This window comes from Streptomyces tardus (genome assembly GCF_018101125.2).
In the GTDB taxonomy this organism is placed as follows: Bacteria; Actinomycetota; Actinomycetes; order Streptomycetales; family Streptomycetaceae; genus Streptomyces; species Streptomyces tardus.
Genome location: NZ_JAELVF020000001.1, coordinates 3,718,416 through 3,733,419, shown reverse-complemented (window position 1 = coordinate 3,733,419; position 15,004 = coordinate 3,718,416). Strand labels below are relative to the sequence as shown.

Annotated in this window: 14 protein-coding genes; 4 read left to right on the top strand and 10 right to left on the bottom strand. The window is 72.7% G+C overall.

From position 1 onward, the window contains the following. Positions 1 to 169: 169 nt before the first annotated feature. From JGS22_RS15920 to JGS22_RS15905, 4 genes are all read right to left on the bottom strand, one after another. On the bottom strand, positions 170 to 1,483 hold the full coding sequence (locus tag JGS22_RS15920) for a hemolysin family protein (RefSeq protein WP_211041227.1): 1,314 nt from the start codon (positions 1,481 to 1,483) through the stop codon (positions 170 to 172). Between the two features lie 12 nt (positions 1,484 to 1,495). Beyond that, complete coding sequence (gene ybeY, locus JGS22_RS15915) at positions 1,496 to 1,993, bottom strand: rRNA maturation RNase YbeY (protein ID WP_211041228.1); 498 nt, start codon at positions 1,991 to 1,993, stop codon at positions 1,496 to 1,498. Between the two features lie 11 nt (positions 1,994 to 2,004). Continuing rightward, positions 2,005 to 3,048: a PhoH family protein gene (locus JGS22_RS15910; protein WP_211041229.1), complete on the bottom strand. Its 1,044-nt coding sequence runs from the start codon at positions 3,046 to 3,048 to the stop codon at positions 2,005 to 2,007. Positions 3,049 to 3,224: 176 nt separating this feature from the next. Beyond that, positions 3,225 to 4,301 (bottom strand): carbohydrate kinase family protein, encoded by a 1,077-nt coding sequence (locus JGS22_RS15905; protein ID WP_211041230.1) that lies wholly within the window; start codon positions 4,299 to 4,301, stop codon positions 3,225 to 3,227. A gap of 256 nt (positions 4,302 to 4,557) precedes the next feature. Between JGS22_RS15905 and JGS22_RS15900 the strand changes: the two genes are divergently transcribed. Further along, positions 4,558 to 5,898 carry a family 4 glycosyl hydrolase gene (locus JGS22_RS15900; protein WP_216815010.1) on the top strand — a complete coding sequence of 447 codons (1,341 nt, stop codon included), beginning with the start codon at positions 4,558 to 4,560 and terminating at the stop codon, positions 5,896 to 5,898. 124 nt (positions 5,899 to 6,022) lie between these two features. Here the strand turns inward: JGS22_RS15900 and JGS22_RS15895 are convergent, their stop codons facing one another. The 6 genes from JGS22_RS15895 to hrcA all read right to left on the bottom strand — a co-directional run bounded on the left by JGS22_RS15895 (position 6,023) and on the right by hrcA (position 11,522). Further along, complete coding sequence (locus tag JGS22_RS15895) at positions 6,023 to 6,928, bottom strand: ribonuclease Z (RefSeq protein ID WP_211038467.1); 906 nt, start codon at positions 6,926 to 6,928, stop codon at positions 6,023 to 6,025. A gap of 3 nt (positions 6,929 to 6,931) precedes the next feature. Then, entirely contained in the window at positions 6,932 to 7,285 is a 354-nt protein-coding gene (locus tag JGS22_RS15890; RefSeq protein WP_211038468.1) for a histidine triad nucleotide-binding protein, read from the bottom strand. 37 nt (positions 7,286 to 7,322) lie between these two features. Then, positions 7,323 to 8,072 (bottom strand): 16S rRNA (uracil(1498)-N(3))-methyltransferase, encoded by a 750-nt coding sequence (locus JGS22_RS15885; RefSeq protein ID WP_211038469.1) that lies wholly within the window; start codon positions 8,070 to 8,072, stop codon positions 7,323 to 7,325. Further along, positions 8,069 to 9,250, bottom strand: a complete 1,182-nt coding sequence (locus tag JGS22_RS15880; RefSeq protein ID WP_211038471.1) for a nitronate monooxygenase — start codon at positions 9,248 to 9,250, stop codon at positions 8,069 to 8,071. Before JGS22_RS15880 ends, JGS22_RS15885 begins: the two co-directional genes overlap by 4 nt. 130 nt (positions 9,251 to 9,380) lie before the next feature. Further along, complete coding sequence (dnaJ, locus tag JGS22_RS15875; protein ID WP_211038473.1) at positions 9,381 to 10,505, bottom strand: molecular chaperone DnaJ; 1,125 nt, start codon at positions 10,503 to 10,505, stop codon at positions 9,381 to 9,383. Continuing rightward, positions 10,506 to 11,522, bottom strand: coding sequence for a heat-inducible transcriptional repressor HrcA (gene hrcA / locus JGS22_RS15870; RefSeq protein WP_211038475.1), 1,017 nt, complete (start codon positions 11,520 to 11,522; stop codon positions 10,506 to 10,508). 276 nt (positions 11,523 to 11,798) lie between these two features. On the opposite strand from hrcA, the gene JGS22_RS15865 reads away from it, so the two are divergent. From JGS22_RS15865 to hemW, 3 genes are all read left to right on the top strand, one after another. Next, positions 11,799 to 12,500 (top strand): MBL fold metallo-hydrolase, encoded by a 702-nt coding sequence (locus JGS22_RS15865; protein ID WP_211038476.1) that lies wholly within the window; start codon positions 11,799 to 11,801, stop codon positions 12,498 to 12,500. A gap of 234 nt (positions 12,501 to 12,734) precedes the next feature. Continuing rightward, positions 12,735 to 13,565 carry a DUF3097 domain-containing protein gene (locus JGS22_RS15860; RefSeq protein WP_211038478.1) on the top strand — a complete coding sequence of 277 codons (831 nt, stop codon included), beginning with the start codon at positions 12,735 to 12,737 and terminating at the stop codon, positions 13,563 to 13,565. 56 nt (positions 13,566 to 13,621) lie between these two features. Continuing rightward, positions 13,622 to 14,854 carry a radical SAM family heme chaperone HemW gene (gene hemW / locus JGS22_RS15855; RefSeq protein ID WP_211038479.1) on the top strand — a complete coding sequence of 411 codons (1,233 nt, stop codon included), beginning with the start codon at positions 13,622 to 13,624 and terminating at the stop codon, positions 14,852 to 14,854. Positions 14,855 to 15,004 lie beyond the last annotated feature (150 nt).

Here is a 15,004-nt window from a genome sequence, read left to right as displayed (position 1 = left end):
CCGCAGCGCGCCCGGCCGGTCACAATACGGCTCTGCGCAGCAGGCACTGCCGCCCGTACAGGGGCAGCGGGGGGCGTACGGAGCGCGGGGGCGTACGGGCCGCGTCCGCGCCACGCCGGGTCGGCGCTCCGAGCGGCGCGCGGCGTACGCGACTCTGCGCCCGCCGGGCTCAGCTCCGCGGCTCGCGGTCCGGAACGGGGGCGGCCGGCTCCACCAGGACGCGATCGATCTTGTTCCGGCGGCCGGCCGGGCTCTCGGCCGTCAGCCGCAGCGCCGCGAGGTCGGCGCCGCGGTGCTCCTCGGCGAGCTCGACCGTGGCGGCGGCACCCGCCAGGGGCACCCGGCCCAGATGCTTGGCGAGCAGCCCGCCGACGGTCTCCACGTCCTCGTCGTCGAAGTCGTCCAGGCCGTACAGCTCGCCGAGATCGCCGATGCCCAGCCGGGCGGTGACCCGGAAGCGGCCCTCGCCCAACTCCTCGACGGGCGGCAGCTCGCGGTCGTACTCGTCGGTGATCTCGCCGACGATCTCCTCCAGGATGTCCTCGATCGTGACGATGCCCGCGGTGCCGCCGTACTCGTCGATCGCGACCGCGACGTGGGTGCGCTCGCGCTGCATCTCGCGCAGCAGCTCACCGGCGTTCTTGGTGTCCGGCACGAAGGCCGCGGGCCGCATCGCGGCCGTCACCGGGTCGCTCTCCGCCTCTCTGCTGATGTGCACCCGGCGCACCAGGTCCTTGAGGTAGACGACGCCGACGACATCGTCCTCGCTCTCGCCGGTCACCGGGATGCGGGAGAACCCGGAGCGCAGTGCGAGGGTGAGCGCCGCCCGCAGGGACTTGTGGCGCTCGACAGTGACCAGGTCCGTGCGCGGCACCATCACCTCGCGCACCAGGGTCTCGCCGAGCTCGAAGACGGAGTGCACCATTCGGCGCTCCTCGTCCTCGATCAGCGACTGCGACTGGGCGATGTCGACCATCGCGCGCAGCTCGGACTCGGAGGCGAACGGGCCCTGGCGGAAGCCCTTTCCCGGCGTCAGCGCGTTGCCGAGCAGGATCAGCAGCCGGGGCACCGGGCCGAGCACCCGGGCCAGTGGCACCAGCACGTACGCCGCAGCGGTGGCGGTCGCGGCCGGGTGCTGGATGCCGATGGTCCGCGGCGAGACACCGACCGCGACGAAGGAGACCACCACCATCACCGCGATCGCCACCGCCAACGCCTGCCAGGTCATGTCGAAGGCGCGCAGACAGGCGTAGGTGACCAGCACTCCCGCGGCCATCTCGCTGGCGATCCGGATCAGCAGGGCGAGGTTGAGGTACCGGCCGGGGTCGGCGGCGACCTGGGCCAGCTTGGCAGCGCCGCGCCCGCCGTTGGCGGAGTCCTCGGAGTGGAAGCTGACTGCTCGGGTCAGCCCCGCCTCGGCACACGCGGCGAGCCAGGCCACCACGACGAGCAGCAGGGCGTACGCGAGGAACGGAAGCGTCATCTGCCCTGCCCCTCAGGTGATGGTGGGCGCGGGCGACGGGCCCTCCAGCCCACGCTCCGCGCGCCAGCCGTCCACGATGTCCTTCTGGAGGCCGAACATCTCGGTCTTCTCCGCCAGCTCCTCGTGGTCGTACCCCAGCAGGTGCAGCACTCCGTGGACGGTGAGCAGCTGGAGCTCCTCGTCCATGGAGTGCTGGGTGGGCGCCGCCTGCCCCTGGCTCGCGGCAACCTCGGGGCAGAGCACGATGTCGCCGAGCAGGCCGGACGGGGGCTCCTCGTCCTCCTTGATCGGCGGCCTCAGCTCGTCCATCGGGAAGGACATGACGTCGGTCGGGCCGGGGAGGTCCATCCACTGCAGGTGGAGCTGCTCCATCGCCGAGGTGTCGACCACGATCACCGACAGCTCGGCCAGTGGGTGGATGCGCATCCGGGCCAGGGCGAAGCGGGCGATGTCGAGGACCGACTGCTCGTCGATCTCCTCGCCGGACTCGTTGTTGATGTCGATCGACATGGTGCGCGCGCTTACCTTCGCTTGCCGGGGCCGTCGTCGCGGCGGTCGCCGTTGCGCTCGCCGTTGCGGTCGTCGTAGCGCTCGTAGGCGTCGACGATACGGCCGACGAGCTTGTGGCGTACGACGTCGCTGCTGGTGAGGCGGGAGAAGTGGACGTCCTCCACGCCGTCCAGGATCTCCTGCACCTGGCGCAGCCCGCTCCTGCCACCGCCACCCGGCAGGTCGACCTGGGTGACGTCACCGGTGATGACGATCTTGGACTCGAAGCCGAGCCGGGTCAGGAACATCTTCATCTGCTCGGGGCTGGTGTTCTGCGCCTCGTCGAGAATGATGAAGGCGTCGTTCAGCGTTCTGCCGCGCATGTACGCCAGCGGTGCGACCTCGATCGTCCCGGCCGCCATCAGGCGCGGGATGGAGTCCGGGTCGAGCATGTCGTGCAGGGCGTCGTAGAGCGGGCGCAGATAGGGGTCGATCTTCTCGTAGAGAGTGCCGGGCAGGAAGCCGAGACGCTCTCCGGCCTCGACCGCCGGCCTGGTCAGGATGATGCGGTTGACCTGCTTGGACTGAAGCGCCTGAACCGCCTTGGCCATCGCCAGATAGGTCTTTCCGGTGCCCGCGGGGCCGATCCCGAAGACCACCGTGTGCCGGTCTATGGCGTCGACGTAGCGCTTCTGGTTCACCGTCTTGGGACGGATGGTGCGGCCGCGGTTGGAGAGGATGTTCTGGGTGAGGACCTCCGCGGGGGTCTCCTTCTCGCCTCCGCCGCCGTCCGCCGTGCGGAGCATCGCGATGGAGCGCTCCACCGCGTCCTCCGTCATCGGCTGGCCGGTGCGCAGCACCAGCATCATCTCGTCGAAGAGCCGCTGGATCAGGGCGACTTCGCCCTTGTCCCCGGTCGCGCTGATCTCGTTGCCCCGCACGTGGATGTCGGTGTGCGGAAACGCCTGCTCGATGACTCGCAGGAGGGAGTCGCCCGAACCGAGCACCGTCACCATCGGGTGCTTCGCCGGGACGGTGAAGCGAGCACTTGCCTGGTCTGTGGATGTCTGCGTCATGGGCCGGCGCTGTGGCCTGCTCTTCCCTCTCTGTGGGGTGACCGGGGCGGCTGGTAATCGCCCGGAGTACCAGAGTACGTCGGGGCGCCGACAACCCCGAGTGCTTTTCTGCTCGTTCACCGCACGCGCAACCGGCGTCCCTCGCGTACGCCGCGGCCCCGCGCGGCGTACGCCGATCAGGGCTGCCGGAAGCCGACCGTGGGCAGCGCCCTGCGCAGCGGCCACGGCCGGTCGGTCCGCCGCAGCAGGTCCCACAGGAAGCCGTAGCGACACTGCTCGGCCCGGGTGTCGGGCCCCATCCCGCAGGGTGTGTGCACCCGGCGGCACCAGTCGGCGATCTCCGCCCAGCCCGGTGCCGACAGCGAGCCGCCGAACTCCTTCACCGAGAGCGCCGCCGCCAGCGAGGCGAATGCCAGCCGGTCGGACAGGGGCCAACCGGCGAGGGTGGCCGTCACGAAGCCCGCGGTGAACACGTCGCCGGCGCCCGTCGGGTCCAGTGCCTCCACCGCGACGCTCGGCACCTCGGCGGTCTCCCCGGTGCGTCCGTCCGCGGCGCACACGCCCTGGGCGCCCATCGTGACGACGGCCAGCGGTACGTGCTCGGCCAGCGCCCTCGCCGCTGCCTGCGGGGTGTCGCGGCCGGTGTAGCGCATCGCCTCGCCCGCGTTGGGGAGGAAGGCGTCGCAGTGCCTGAGGTCCGGCAGCCCGCCCAGGTCCCAGCGGCCACTGTCGTCCCAGCCGACGTCGGCGAAGATCAGGCTGCCCCGCTCGGCGGCCCGGCCGATCCAGGGCTGCTCGGCACCCGGCAACAACGAGGCCACCGCGGCGATCGAAGGCGGCGGTTCCACCACAGCGGCCTCCTCGAACGGCGCCTCGTGACCGTGGGTGACCATGGTGCGTTCGCCCTCGTAGGCCATCGAGACCGTCACCGGCGAGTGCCAGCCGGGCACGGTTCGGGAGAGGGAGAGGTCGACGCCCTCGCCCTCGCTCAGCGCCTCCCAGCAGTACGCCCCGTACACATCGTCGCCGAACGCCGCGGCGAGGTGGGTGCGCAGACCGAGCCGCGCGAGCGCGGTGGCCATGTTGGCGACGCCGCCGGGGCTGGAGCCCATCCCCCGGGCCCAGCTCTCGGTGCCGCGCACGGGCGCGGAGTCGAGCCCGGTGAAGATGATGTCGAGGAAGACCGTGCCCGTGAGGTACACGTCGCAGCGCGGGTCCTCGGCGCTGCGGATCGGGGCGAGTGGGTCGTACATGGCCACAGTCTGCCGGATCGCTCCGGCCGGGCGTCGCGACAGCCCTGCGCTCCCTCCCCGTGCACCGCGCACGGGAGCGGGGGCGGGGGCGGGCGGGGCCGCGGGGCGTACGGGACCCGAAGTCCCGGGCGACGTACGGCCAGGGCGGACATACGGGCCCGGGCAGGTGGGCGGGCACGGGCGGGGTACGGAGAGCAGTCGCGCGGCGCTGTCGGTCGCGGGGCGGTTGTCGGTGGGGCGCGGTACGGTCACCGACATGCGACTTTCCCTGCTCGGCGGCGGCGGGTTCCGCGTGCCGCTGGTTTACTCCGCGCTCGCCGAAGGCGGGCGGTCCGGCGGCCTGATCGACGAGTTGACGCTCCACGACACCGACCGGCGGCGGCTGGACGTCGTCGCCTCCGTCCTCGACCAACTCCCGCCCGGGCCGCGAGTGCGCACCACCACCGACCTCGACGAGGCACTGGCCGGCGCCGACTTCGTCTTCTCCGCGATCCGGGTCGGCGGCACCGAGGGCAGAGTGGGGGACGAGCAACTGCCGCTGGCCGAAGGGCTGCTGGGTCAGGAGACCGTGGGCCCGGGCGGCATCCTCTACGGGCTGCGCACGGTGCCGGTCGCACGCGCCGTGGCCGAGCGGGTCCGCGCGCTCGCACCGCGCGCCTGGGTCGTCAACTTCACCAACCCGGCGGGCCTGGTGACCGAGGCGATGGCCGAGGTGCTCGGCGACCGGGTCATCGGCATCTGCGACTCCCCCGTCGGCCTGGTGCGGCGCGCTGCCACGGCGGCGGGCGTCCCCGCGGGCGAGGTCGGCTACGACTACCTGGGCCTCAACCACCTGGGCTGGCTGCGTTCGTTGCGCTGGCGCGGCGAGGAGCTGCTGCCGGGGCTGCTGGCCTCCGACGAGGCCCTCGCCTCCTTCGAGGAGGGCCGGCTCTTCGGCGGCGAGCTGCTGCGTGCGCTCGGCTCGCTGCCCAACGAGTACCTGCACTACTACTACTTCGCCCGGGAAACCCTGGAGGCGGTGCGGACCGCGCAGGAGACCAGGGGCGAGTTCCTCCGGCGCCAGCAGGAGGAGTTCTTCGCCGGTGCGGCGGCGGATCCACAGCGGGCGCTGGAGCTGTGGCAGCAGGTGCGCCGGGAGCGGGAGGAGACCTACCTCGCCGACTCCCGGGCGGCGGGCGGCGGTTGGGAGCGCGGGGCAAGCGATCTGGAGGGCGGCGGATACGAGCAGGTCGCGCTCTCCCTGATGCGGGCGCTGGCCGGGGCCGGCTCCTCGCCCGCACCGCCCCGGCTGATCCTGAACGTCGCAGGGCGTGGGGCGATCCCGTCGCTTCCGGACGACGCCGTGGTCGAGACAGTCTGCGCAGTGGACACCGAAGGTGCGCATCCGCTGCCCGTGGCGCCGCTGGGAGGCGCGGAGCTGGGGCTGGTCACCCAGGTGAAGGCTGCCGAGCGCGCGACCGTCACGGCGGCGCGCAGCGGGGAGTGGGACGCCGCGCTGCGTGCGCTGATCGCCCATCCGCTGGTCGACTCCGCGGCGGCGGCCGGCCGGATGCTGCGCGCTGCCGGCTGGCAGGACGGCAGCACGAACGGGCCGTAGTCCACCGGCTCTCGCGCCGCCCGGTCGCCGGGCGGCCCCGGGCGCGGTGCCGGTGTCGCGGTGGGTGCACGTGCCGGTGTCGCGTTGGGTGTCGCGGTCCGCGATGCCGGGCCTGCGACCGGGTTCAGTGCCCGCGGGGCGGGACCGGCACCCTCAACAGGTCCTCGGCGACGGTGATTTCACCGGTGAAGCCGGCCGCCACGGCCTGCTCGGCGAAGACCGTCGTGTCGGTGTAGCGCTGCGAGAAGTGGGTCAGCACCAGATGCCGCACGCCGCTCTCGGCGGCGACCCGGCCCGCCTGGCCGGCGGTGAGATGGCCGTGGTCGCGGGCCAGCGCGTGGTCCTCGTCCGTGAAGGTGGATTCGATGACCAGCATGTCGCAGCCCTCCGCGAGCGCGAACACGCCGTCGCAGAGTCTGGTGTCCATGACGAAGGCGAACCGCTGCCCGCGCCGCGGCTCGCTCACCGACTCCAGGCTCACGCCGCGCAGTTCGCCGGCGCGTTGGAGGAGGCCGATGTCGGGGCCGCGGATGCCGCGCTCGGCCAGCAGCCGGGGCAGCATCCGTCGGCTGTCCGGTTCGACGAGCCGATAGCCGAAGGAGTGCACCGGGTGCGAGAGCTCCCGCGCCACCAGAGTGAACTCCGGTGTGCGTGCGAGCACTTGACCGTCCTCGTGAACCGGCTCGACGACCAGGTGGACGGTCTCGCGGTAGGCGGTGGCGTAACGCAGCCGGTCGAAGAAGCGCTGTCCGCTCGCCGGAAAGTGGGCGGTCACCGGGTGCGGAACCCGGTCGAGGTTGATGCGCTGGACGACCCCGGCCAGGCCCAGGCTGTGGTCACCGTGGAAGTGGGTGACACAGAGTCTGTCGAGGTCGTGGGCGGCGACCCCAGCGCGCAGCATCTGCCGCTGGGACCCCTCGCCGGGGTCGAAGAGCAGTCCGTGGCCGTCCCAGCGGAGCACGTACCCGTTGTGGTTGCGGTGCCTGGTCGGCACCTGGCTGGCTGTGCCCAGCACGATCAGTTCGCGCACCGGTCAGCCCGGGGGCCATTCGAGTCCGCGTCCGGCCAGCACGTGGGCGTGCGCGTGGAAGACGGTCTGTCCGGCGGCGGCACCGGTGTTGAAGACCAGCCGGTACGAATCGGCCTTCTCCTGTGCGGCGACCTCGCCGACCTCGCGCAGCACGTCGGCGGCGAGCTCGGGCGCCTGAGCGGCCAGTTCGGCGGCGCTCGGGTGGTGGGCCTTGGGGATCACCAGCACATGGGTGGGCGCCTGCGGGTTGATGTCGCGGAACGCGAGCGTCGTCTCGGTCTCGCGCACGACTGTCGCCGGCACCGCACCCGCGACGATCTTGCAGAAAAGGCAGTCAGCCTGCGGTTCTCCAGCCATGGGCCGGATGCTACCCCCTGGACCGTACGCGGTGGGCTCAGGACCAGCGTCCGCTGCGGCCGAGCAGCAGCGCCGCGGCGGCGGTACCCGCGGTCGAGGTGCGCAGCACGCTCGGGCCCAGCCGGTGGGGCTGCGCGCCCGCCTCGGCGAAAAGCGCCAACTCCCGCTCGCTGACCCCGCCTTCGGGACCGACCACCAGCACCACCGTCCCGGCGGAGGGCAGCGCGACGGTGGCCAGCGGGGCGCTGCCTTCCTCGTGCAGCACGGCGGCCAGCTCGGCCTGCGCCAACAGCGGCGCCAGCTCCGCGGTGGAGGCGAGTCCGCGCACCTCGGGGAACCTCCGGCGACGGGACTGCTTGCCCGCCTCCCTGGCCGTGGCACGCCACTTGGCGAGGGACTTCTCCCCGCGCGGGCCCTTCCACTGGGTGACACAGCGGGAAGCGGCCCAGGGCACGATGACGTCCACGCCCGTCTCGGTCATGGTCTCGACCGCGAGCTCGCCCCGGTCGCCCTTGGGGAGGGCCTGGACCACCACCAGGCGCGGGTCTCCCTCGGCCTCGTGGCTCAACTCCCCGAGGGTCACGTGCAGTTGGTCCTTGCCCTCGGCAGCCGCGACCACTCCCTCTGCCGAGGTGCCCACGCCGTCGGTGAGCGTCACGGCCTCGCCCGCGCGCAACCGGCGCACCGAGACCGCGTGACGTCCCTCGGCGCCCTCCAGGAGCAGCTCGCCGGCGGCGGCTCCGGCCTCGAGCGCCTGTGTGTCGACGACGAACAGCGGTGCGGTCATGACGCCTGTCCTCCCAGCAACCCGGTACGAGCCGCCTCGACTTCCTCGGCCAGCAGCGCCACCAGCTCGGCGGCCGGCAGCGTACGTGCCAGCCGGTGGCCCTGGCCCGCCCAGAGCGCCATGCCCTGGGCGTCGCCCGCAGCGGCGGCAGCCTTGCGGACACCGGCTGTCAGATGGTGCACCTGCGGATAGGCGGCCGGGGCGTACGGGCCGTGCTCGCGCATGAAGCGGTTCACCAGACCGCGCGCCGGACGGCCGCTGAAAGCCCTGGTCAGTTCCGTACGGGCGAAGAGCGGGTCGGTCAGCGAGCGCTTGTGCAGCGGGTGCGCACCCGACTCCGGGCACGGCAGGAAGGCCGTGCCGAGCTGCGCGGCGGCGGCTCCGGCCGCGAGCGCGGCAGCTATCTGCCCGCCGCGCATCAGCCCGCCCGCCGCGATCAACGGAAGCGGCACGGTCTCGTGCACCTGGCCGATCAGCGAGAGGAGCCCCACTCCGGCCCCTTCGGCGTACGGGTCGTCGTGGTGGGTGCTCTGGTGGCCGCCCGCCTCGATGCCCTGGACGCACAGCGTGTCCGCGCCGGCCCGCTGCGCCGCCTGCGCCTCGGCGACGGAGGTGACGGTGACGACGGTGAGCATGCCCCGCTCGGACAGGCTGCGCAATGTCTGCGCCGAGGGACAGCCGAAGGCGAACGACACCACCGGCACCGGGTGTTCACGCAGCACCGCGAGCTTGCCGTCGTACGCGTCGTCGGTGCCCTGCTCCGGGTCGCCGAGCGCGGTGTCGTACCAACGTGCCTCCCCGGCCAGCTGCTCCCGGTACAACTCGACCGCGGCCGGCGTCTCACCGCCGTGCCCGGACGGGTGGGGTGAGGCGGGCGGCACGAAGAGGTTCACGCCGAACGGCTGCCGGGTCAGCCTGCGCACCGCCCGGATCTGTTCGTACATCGCCTCGGGCGTCTTGTAGCCGGCCGCGAGGAAGCCCAGACCGCCGGCCCCGCTCACGGCGGCGGCGAGCTCGGGGGTGGCCGCGCCACCGGCCATCGGCGCCTGGACGACCGGGAGTCGGAGCAGTGCGCGCAGCGAACGGGGGCCGGCGCTCGCGGAGTTGCCGGACTGCTCGGCACTCGGAGCGTTCGCGGATCCCCCGGAAGCCGACTCCTCGGGAAGTGCAGCGGACATGGCCACATCCTGTCACGCGGCGCATACGCAGCAGTCGGCGGTACGCACGGAGTGTGCGCACCGCCGACTGCACGCGGACTGCTGATCGGGCCGCTCGGCCGTACGGCGCGTGCGGAGAACCGGTCGGAGCTCAACGCCCGTTGAAGGCGTCCTTCAGCCGGGAGAACAGGCCCTGCTGCCCGGGCTGGAACTGCCCGATGGGCCGCTCCTCGCCGCGCAGCGCCGCGAGCCGGCGGAGCAGGTCCTCCTGCTCCGCGTCGAGCTTGCTGGGTGTCTGGACCTCGACGTGGACGATCAGGTCGCCGCGCCCGCTGCCGCGCAGATGTGTGACTCCTCTGCCGTGCAGCGGAATCGACTGGCCGGACTGCGTGCCCGGGCGCACATCGATGTCCTCGACGCCGTCCAGCGTCTCCAACGGGCATTTGGTGCCCAGCGACGCGGCGGTCATCGGGATCGTCACGGTGCAGTGCAGATCGTCGCCCCGCCGCTGGAAGACCTGGTGCGGGTTCTCGTGGATCTCCACGTACAGGTCGCCCGCCGGGCCGCCGCCGGGGCCGACCTCGCCCTCGCCCGCGAGAGCGATGCGGGTGCCGTTGTCCACACCGGCGGGGATCTTCACCGTCAGGCTGCGGCGCGAACGGATCCGGCCGTCGCCCGCGCACTCCTGGCAGGGGGTCGGCACGACCGTGCCGAAGCCCTGGCACTGCGGGCACGGCCGCGAGGTCATGACCTGGCCGAGGAAGGAACGGGTGACCTGGGAGACCTCACCGCGACCGCGGCACATGTCGCAGGTCTGCGCCGAGGTGCCCGGCGCTGCCCCCTCGCCGCTGCACGTGCCGCACACCGTGGCGGTGTCGACCTGGATCTCCTTGGTGGTGCCGAACGCGGCCTCCTCCAGATCGATGTCCAGGCGGATCATCGCGTCCTGGCCGCGCCGGGTGCGCGAGCGGGGCCCGCGCTGGGAGGCCTGGCCGAAGAAGGCGTCCATGATGTCGGAGAAGTTGCCGAAGCCGCCCCCTCCGAATCCCGCGGCACCGCCGCCGTTGGGGTCGCCGCCGAGGTCGTAGACCTGCTTCTTCTGCGGATCGGACAACACCTCGTACGCGGTGTTGATCTCCTTGAACCGCTCCTGCGTCTTCGGGTCCGGGTTCACGTCGGGGTGCAGCTCGCGCGCGAGGCGGCGGAAGGCCTTCTTGATCTCCTCCGCCGAGGCGTCGCGCTGAACACCGAGGACCGCGTAGTAGTCCGTCGCCACTTATGACTCCGCGAGAATCTGTCCGACGTAACGTGCCACTGCGCGTACCGCTCCCATCGTTCCCGGATAGTCCATGCGGGTCGGTCCGACCACGCCGAGCTTGGCTACTGCCTCACCGCCGGAACCGTAACCGACGGAGACGACAGAGGTGGAACTGAGGCCTTCGTGAGCATTCTCATGACCGATGCGCACCGTCATGCCCGAATCGTGCGATTCACCCAACAACTTGAGCAGAACGACCTGCTCCTCCAGCGCTTCCAGCACCGGCCCGATCGTCAGCGGAAAATCGTGCCCGAAGCGGGTGAGGTTGGAGGTGCCGCCGATCATCAGCCGCTCCTCGGTCTCCTCGACCAGTGTCTCCAGCAGCGCCGAAAGCACCGCCGAGACCGCTCCGCGATCCTCGACCTCGAAGGATTCGGGCAGGTCCTGCACCAACCGCGGCACGTCCGCGAACCACTGGGTGACCACCCTGCTGTTCAGCCGCGCGCGCAGATCGGCGACGGATTCCTCGCCGATCGGGCTCGGACAGTCGACCAGGCGCTGCTCGACCCTGCCGGTGTCGGTGATCAGCACCAGCATCAGCCGGGCGGGCGCCATGGCGAGCAGCTCCACGTGCCGCACCGTGGAGCGCGTCAGCGAGGGGTACTGCACGACGGCGACCTGCCTGGTCAGCTGCGCCAGCAGCCGCACCGTACGGCCGACGACGTCGTCGAGATCGACCGCGCCGTCCAGGAAGTTCTGGATGGCGCGGCGCTCGGCGGAGCTGAGCGGCTTGACCCCGGCCAGCTTGTCGACGAACAGCCGGTAGCCCTTGTCCGTCGGCACCCGGCCCGCGCTGGTGTGGGGCTGGGCGATGAACCCGTCGTCCTCCAGCACGGCCATGTCGTTGCGGACCGTCGCCGGGGAGACATTGAGATTGTGCCGCTCGGTCAACGCCTTCGAGCCGACGGGCTCCTCCGTACCGACGTAGTCCTGGACGATGGCCCGGAGGACCTCCAGCCTGCGTTCGCTGAGCACTTCGGCGCACCTCCCGTCCCGGCCGCGATCGAACGTCACATTTCTGGCACTCTGTCCGGCTGAGTGCCAAGTCCCTGGCAAGTGTACGGCCGGGTACCACAGCCAGGGCAAGGGCGGACGCAAGAAGGTATCGCGGGAGCATCCCTCACACACGCTGCGACGACACCCCGGCACGCTGCGCCCACGCGTGGTCCCTGCCGGGATGCCGCCGCCGGGGTGGCCCGGCGGTAGAGCCTCCGGCGGCGGCATCCCCGCCGGAGGCTCTACCGTCGGGGCATGAGCGAGGAGTGGGAAGAGTTGGCCCCCGGCGTACTGCGTCGGCGCATGCCGGGATGGGACGAGACCGTCGGCGCGGTCGTCGGCAGCGAGGCGACCCTCGTCGTGGACACCGGAGCGAGCCTTCGGGCGGGCGCCGAGATCCGCCGCGGCCTGGAGGCACGCTCGACGAGCCCGGTCGGCCTCGTCGCCCTGACCCATCCGCACTTCGACCACGTGCTCGGCACCGCCGCGTTCTCCGGAGTACGGGTGTACGCCGCGGTCGGTACCGGCGCGCTGCTGCGGCACGGGGCGGACGGGCTCCGGGCCGACGCGGTCCGGCACGGAGCCGACCCCCGCGAAGCAGCGGAGGCCGCGGACGTCCTGGTGGCGCCTCAGCACGAGGTGAGCGGCGAACAGGTGCTGCGGCTCGGCGGACGGGAGGCGGTGCTGGTCAACGTCGGCCCCGGGCACACCGCACACGACCTGGTGGTACTGGTCCCCGGCTCACCCGACGTGGTGTTCTGCGGCGATCTGGTCGAGGAGTCCGGGCAGCCGCAGGCGGGCCCCGACGCCCACCCCCTCCGCTGGCCCGCCGCCCTCGACCGGCTGCTCGACCTCGGCGGCGAGGGAGCACGGTACGTACCCGGGCACGGAGCCGTGGTGGACGCCGCGTACGTACGCACCCAACGGGACGAGCTGGCACGGCGGTTCGGGGCCTGAGCCCCCGCCCTGCCGCCGGAGCGACGCCCCGCGCGGCGTACGCACGGCGGCGCACGGGCGCGGCGCAGAACCCGTCGGGCGGCGGACTGGCCCGGAAGATCGGCGGCGAACGGGGCGCGCCCGGGCGGGCCCGCCGACGGCGCACGGACGGCGGGCGGGTCGGCGGCGGGAGCGGCCGGGCGGCGGCCGGGGTTGGTCGTCGGCTGCGGGCGCCGGGGCGGCACAATGAGCGCCATGCGCAGCTACAGCCCCGACCTCACTCCACCGTGGAAGCGGAAGAAGCCCGTTCCCGAGGTGCCGGCGGACGTCGGCCTCGTGGTCGAGGACGCAGGGACCGGATTCTGCGGGGCGGTGGTGCGCTGCGAGAAGACCGCGGGTGGGCCGACCGTCACCCTGGAGGACCGGTTCGGCAAGCACCGGGTCTTCCCGATGGACCCGGCCGCGTTCCTGCTGGAGGGCGAGCCGGTCACGCTCGTGCGGGCCCGTACGGCCGCACCTCGCGGGCCCCGGCTGACCGCCTCCGGCTCGATCGCCGTACCGGACGCGAAGGCGCGGGTGGCGCGGGCGGGCCGGATCTACGTGGAGGGCCGGCACGACGCGGAGCTGGTCGAACGCGTCTGGGGCGACGATCTGCGCATCGAGGGCGTGGTCGTGGAGTACCTGGAGGGGGTCGACGATCTCCCGGCGATCGTCGGGGAGTTCGGGCCGACGCCGGAGGCGAGGCTGGGTGTCCTGGTCGACCATCTGGTGCCGGGCTCCAAGGAGTCGCGGATCGCCGCGGAGGTCACCGACGAGAACGTGCTGATCGTCGGCCATCCGTTCGTGGACGTGTGGGAGGCGGTGAAACCGGAGTCCGTCGGAATCCGGGCGTGGCCGGTCGTGCCGCGCGGCCAGGACTGGAAGACGGGAGTGTGTCGCGCCCTGGAGTGGCCCGAGAACACCGGCGCCGCCTGGCAGCGCATCCTCGGCTCCGTGCGCAGCTACCGGGATCTGCGGCCGGAGCTGCTCGGCGCGGTGGAGCACCTGATCGACCACGTCACCGTCGAGGGCGCCGACAGCCGCTGAGGCGCCGCCGCGGGGGCCGTACGCGACCGCCCGCTCGATGGCGGACAATGACACCCATGCCCTCCGCACTGCCCGACGGCGAAGCCGTGCCCGAAGACGGTTCGCTGCCGGCCTCCGCCCTGCACGGCGCGTCCGACCGCCCCCTCGGCTTCTATCTCCATGTGCCCTACTGCGCCTCGCGCTGCGGCTACTGCGACTTCAACACCTACACGGCCACCGAGCTGCGGGGCAGCGGCGGAGTGCTGGCCTCCCGGGACAACTACGCCGGGACCCTCGTGGAGGAGGTGCGGCTGGCCCGTACGGTGCTGGGCGGCGACGCGCGGCAGGTGGAGAGCGTCTTCGTCGGCGGCGGCACCCCCACGCTGCTGCCCGCGGCGGACCTGGGGCGGATGCTGGCCGCGGTCCGCGAGGAGTTCGGGTTGAGCCGGGACGCGGAGATCACCACCGAGGCGAACCCGGAGTCGGTGGACCCGCGCTATCTGGCCGAGTTGCGAGAGGCCGGATTCAACCGGATCTCCTTCGGCATGCAGAGCGCGCGTGAGCACGTCCTGCGGGTGCTGGACCGCGGCCACACTCCCGGGCGGCCCGAGGCGTGCGTGGCCGAGGCGCGCGCCGCGGGCTTCGAGCACGTCAACCTGGATCTGATCTACGGCACCCCGGGAGAGAGCGACGACGACTGGCGGGCCAGCCTGGACGCCGCCCTCGGCGCGGGACCCGACCACATCTCGGCGTACGCCCTCATCGTCGAGGAGGGCACCGGCCTCGCGCGGCGCATCCGGCGCGGCGAGGTGCCGATGACCGACGACGACGTGCACGCCGACCGCTATCTGATCGCCGAGCAGGCGCTCTCCGCAGCCGGGTACCACTGGTACGAGGTCTCCAACTGGGCCACCACCGAGCGCGGTCGCTGCCGGCACAACGAGCTGTACTGGACCGGCGCGGACTGGTGGGGCGCCGGACCCGGCGCACACAGCCACGTCGGCGGAGTGCGCTGGTGGAACGTCAAGCACCCGGGCGCCTACGCCGCCGCCCTGGCACGCGGCCACTCCCCCGGCGCGGGACGCGAGCTCCTGAGCGCGGAGGACCGGCGGGTCGAGCGGATCCTCCTGGAGCTGCGGCTCGTGGCCGGCTGCCCGCTGGAGCTACTCGCCCCCGCGGGCGCACGCGCCGCCCGCGAGGCGGTCGCGAGCGGCCTGCTCCGGGCTCCGGAGTACGAGGCGGGGTACGCCGCGCTCACCCTGCGCGGGCGGCTGTTGGCCGACGCCGTCGTACGGGACCTGGTCGACTGATCGCCGACCGGCCGGGGCCGCGGGCCGGACAGCCGCCGGCCCACCCCCGCAGCGTGCGGTGCACCGGATCGCGGGTGCAGCGCCGGCGTTCCGGAGTCGAGGGTCGCCACTTGTCGTGGGCTGATGCCGGGGCCGCTGCGGCGGGGCCGG

What these genes read in the sequence shown, in the direction of transcription:
- JGS22_RS15920 (WP_211041227.1), bottom strand. Translation starts at nt 1,483, where the DNA reads ATGACGCTTCCGTTCCTCGCGTACGCCCTGCTGCTCGTCGTGGTGGCC.
- ybeY (WP_211041228.1), bottom strand. Translation starts at nt 1,993, where the DNA reads ATGTCGATCGACATCAACAACGAGTCCGGCGAGGAGATCGACGAGCAG.
- JGS22_RS15910 (WP_211041229.1), bottom strand. Translation starts at nt 3,048, where the DNA reads ATGACGCAGACATCCACAGACCAGGCAAGTGCTCGCTTCACCGTCCCG.
- JGS22_RS15905 (WP_211041230.1), bottom strand. Translation starts at nt 4,301, where the DNA reads ATGTACGACCCACTCGCCCCGATCCGCAGCGCCGAGGACCCGCGCTGC.
- JGS22_RS15900 (WP_216815010.1), top strand. Translation starts at nt 4,558, where the DNA reads ATGCGACTTTCCCTGCTCGGCGGCGGCGGGTTCCGCGTGCCGCTGGTT.
- JGS22_RS15890 (WP_211038468.1), bottom strand. Translation starts at nt 7,285, where the DNA reads ATGGCTGGAGAACCGCAGGCTGACTGCCTTTTCTGCAAGATCGTCGCG.
- JGS22_RS15885 (WP_211038469.1), bottom strand. Translation starts at nt 8,072, where the DNA reads ATGACCGCACCGCTGTTCGTCGTCGACACACAGGCGCTCGAGGCCGGA.
- JGS22_RS15880 (WP_211038471.1), bottom strand. Translation starts at nt 9,250, where the DNA reads ATGTCCGCTGCACTTCCCGAGGAGTCGGCTTCCGGGGGATCCGCGAAC.
- JGS22_RS15865 (WP_211038476.1), top strand. Translation starts at nt 11,799, where the DNA reads ATGAGCGAGGAGTGGGAAGAGTTGGCCCCCGGCGTACTGCGTCGGCGC.
- JGS22_RS15860 (WP_211038478.1), top strand. Translation starts at nt 12,735, where the DNA reads ATGCGCAGCTACAGCCCCGACCTCACTCCACCGTGGAAGCGGAAGAAG.
- hemW (WP_211038479.1), top strand. Translation starts at nt 13,622, where the DNA reads ATGCCCTCCGCACTGCCCGACGGCGAAGCCGTGCCCGAAGACGGTTCG.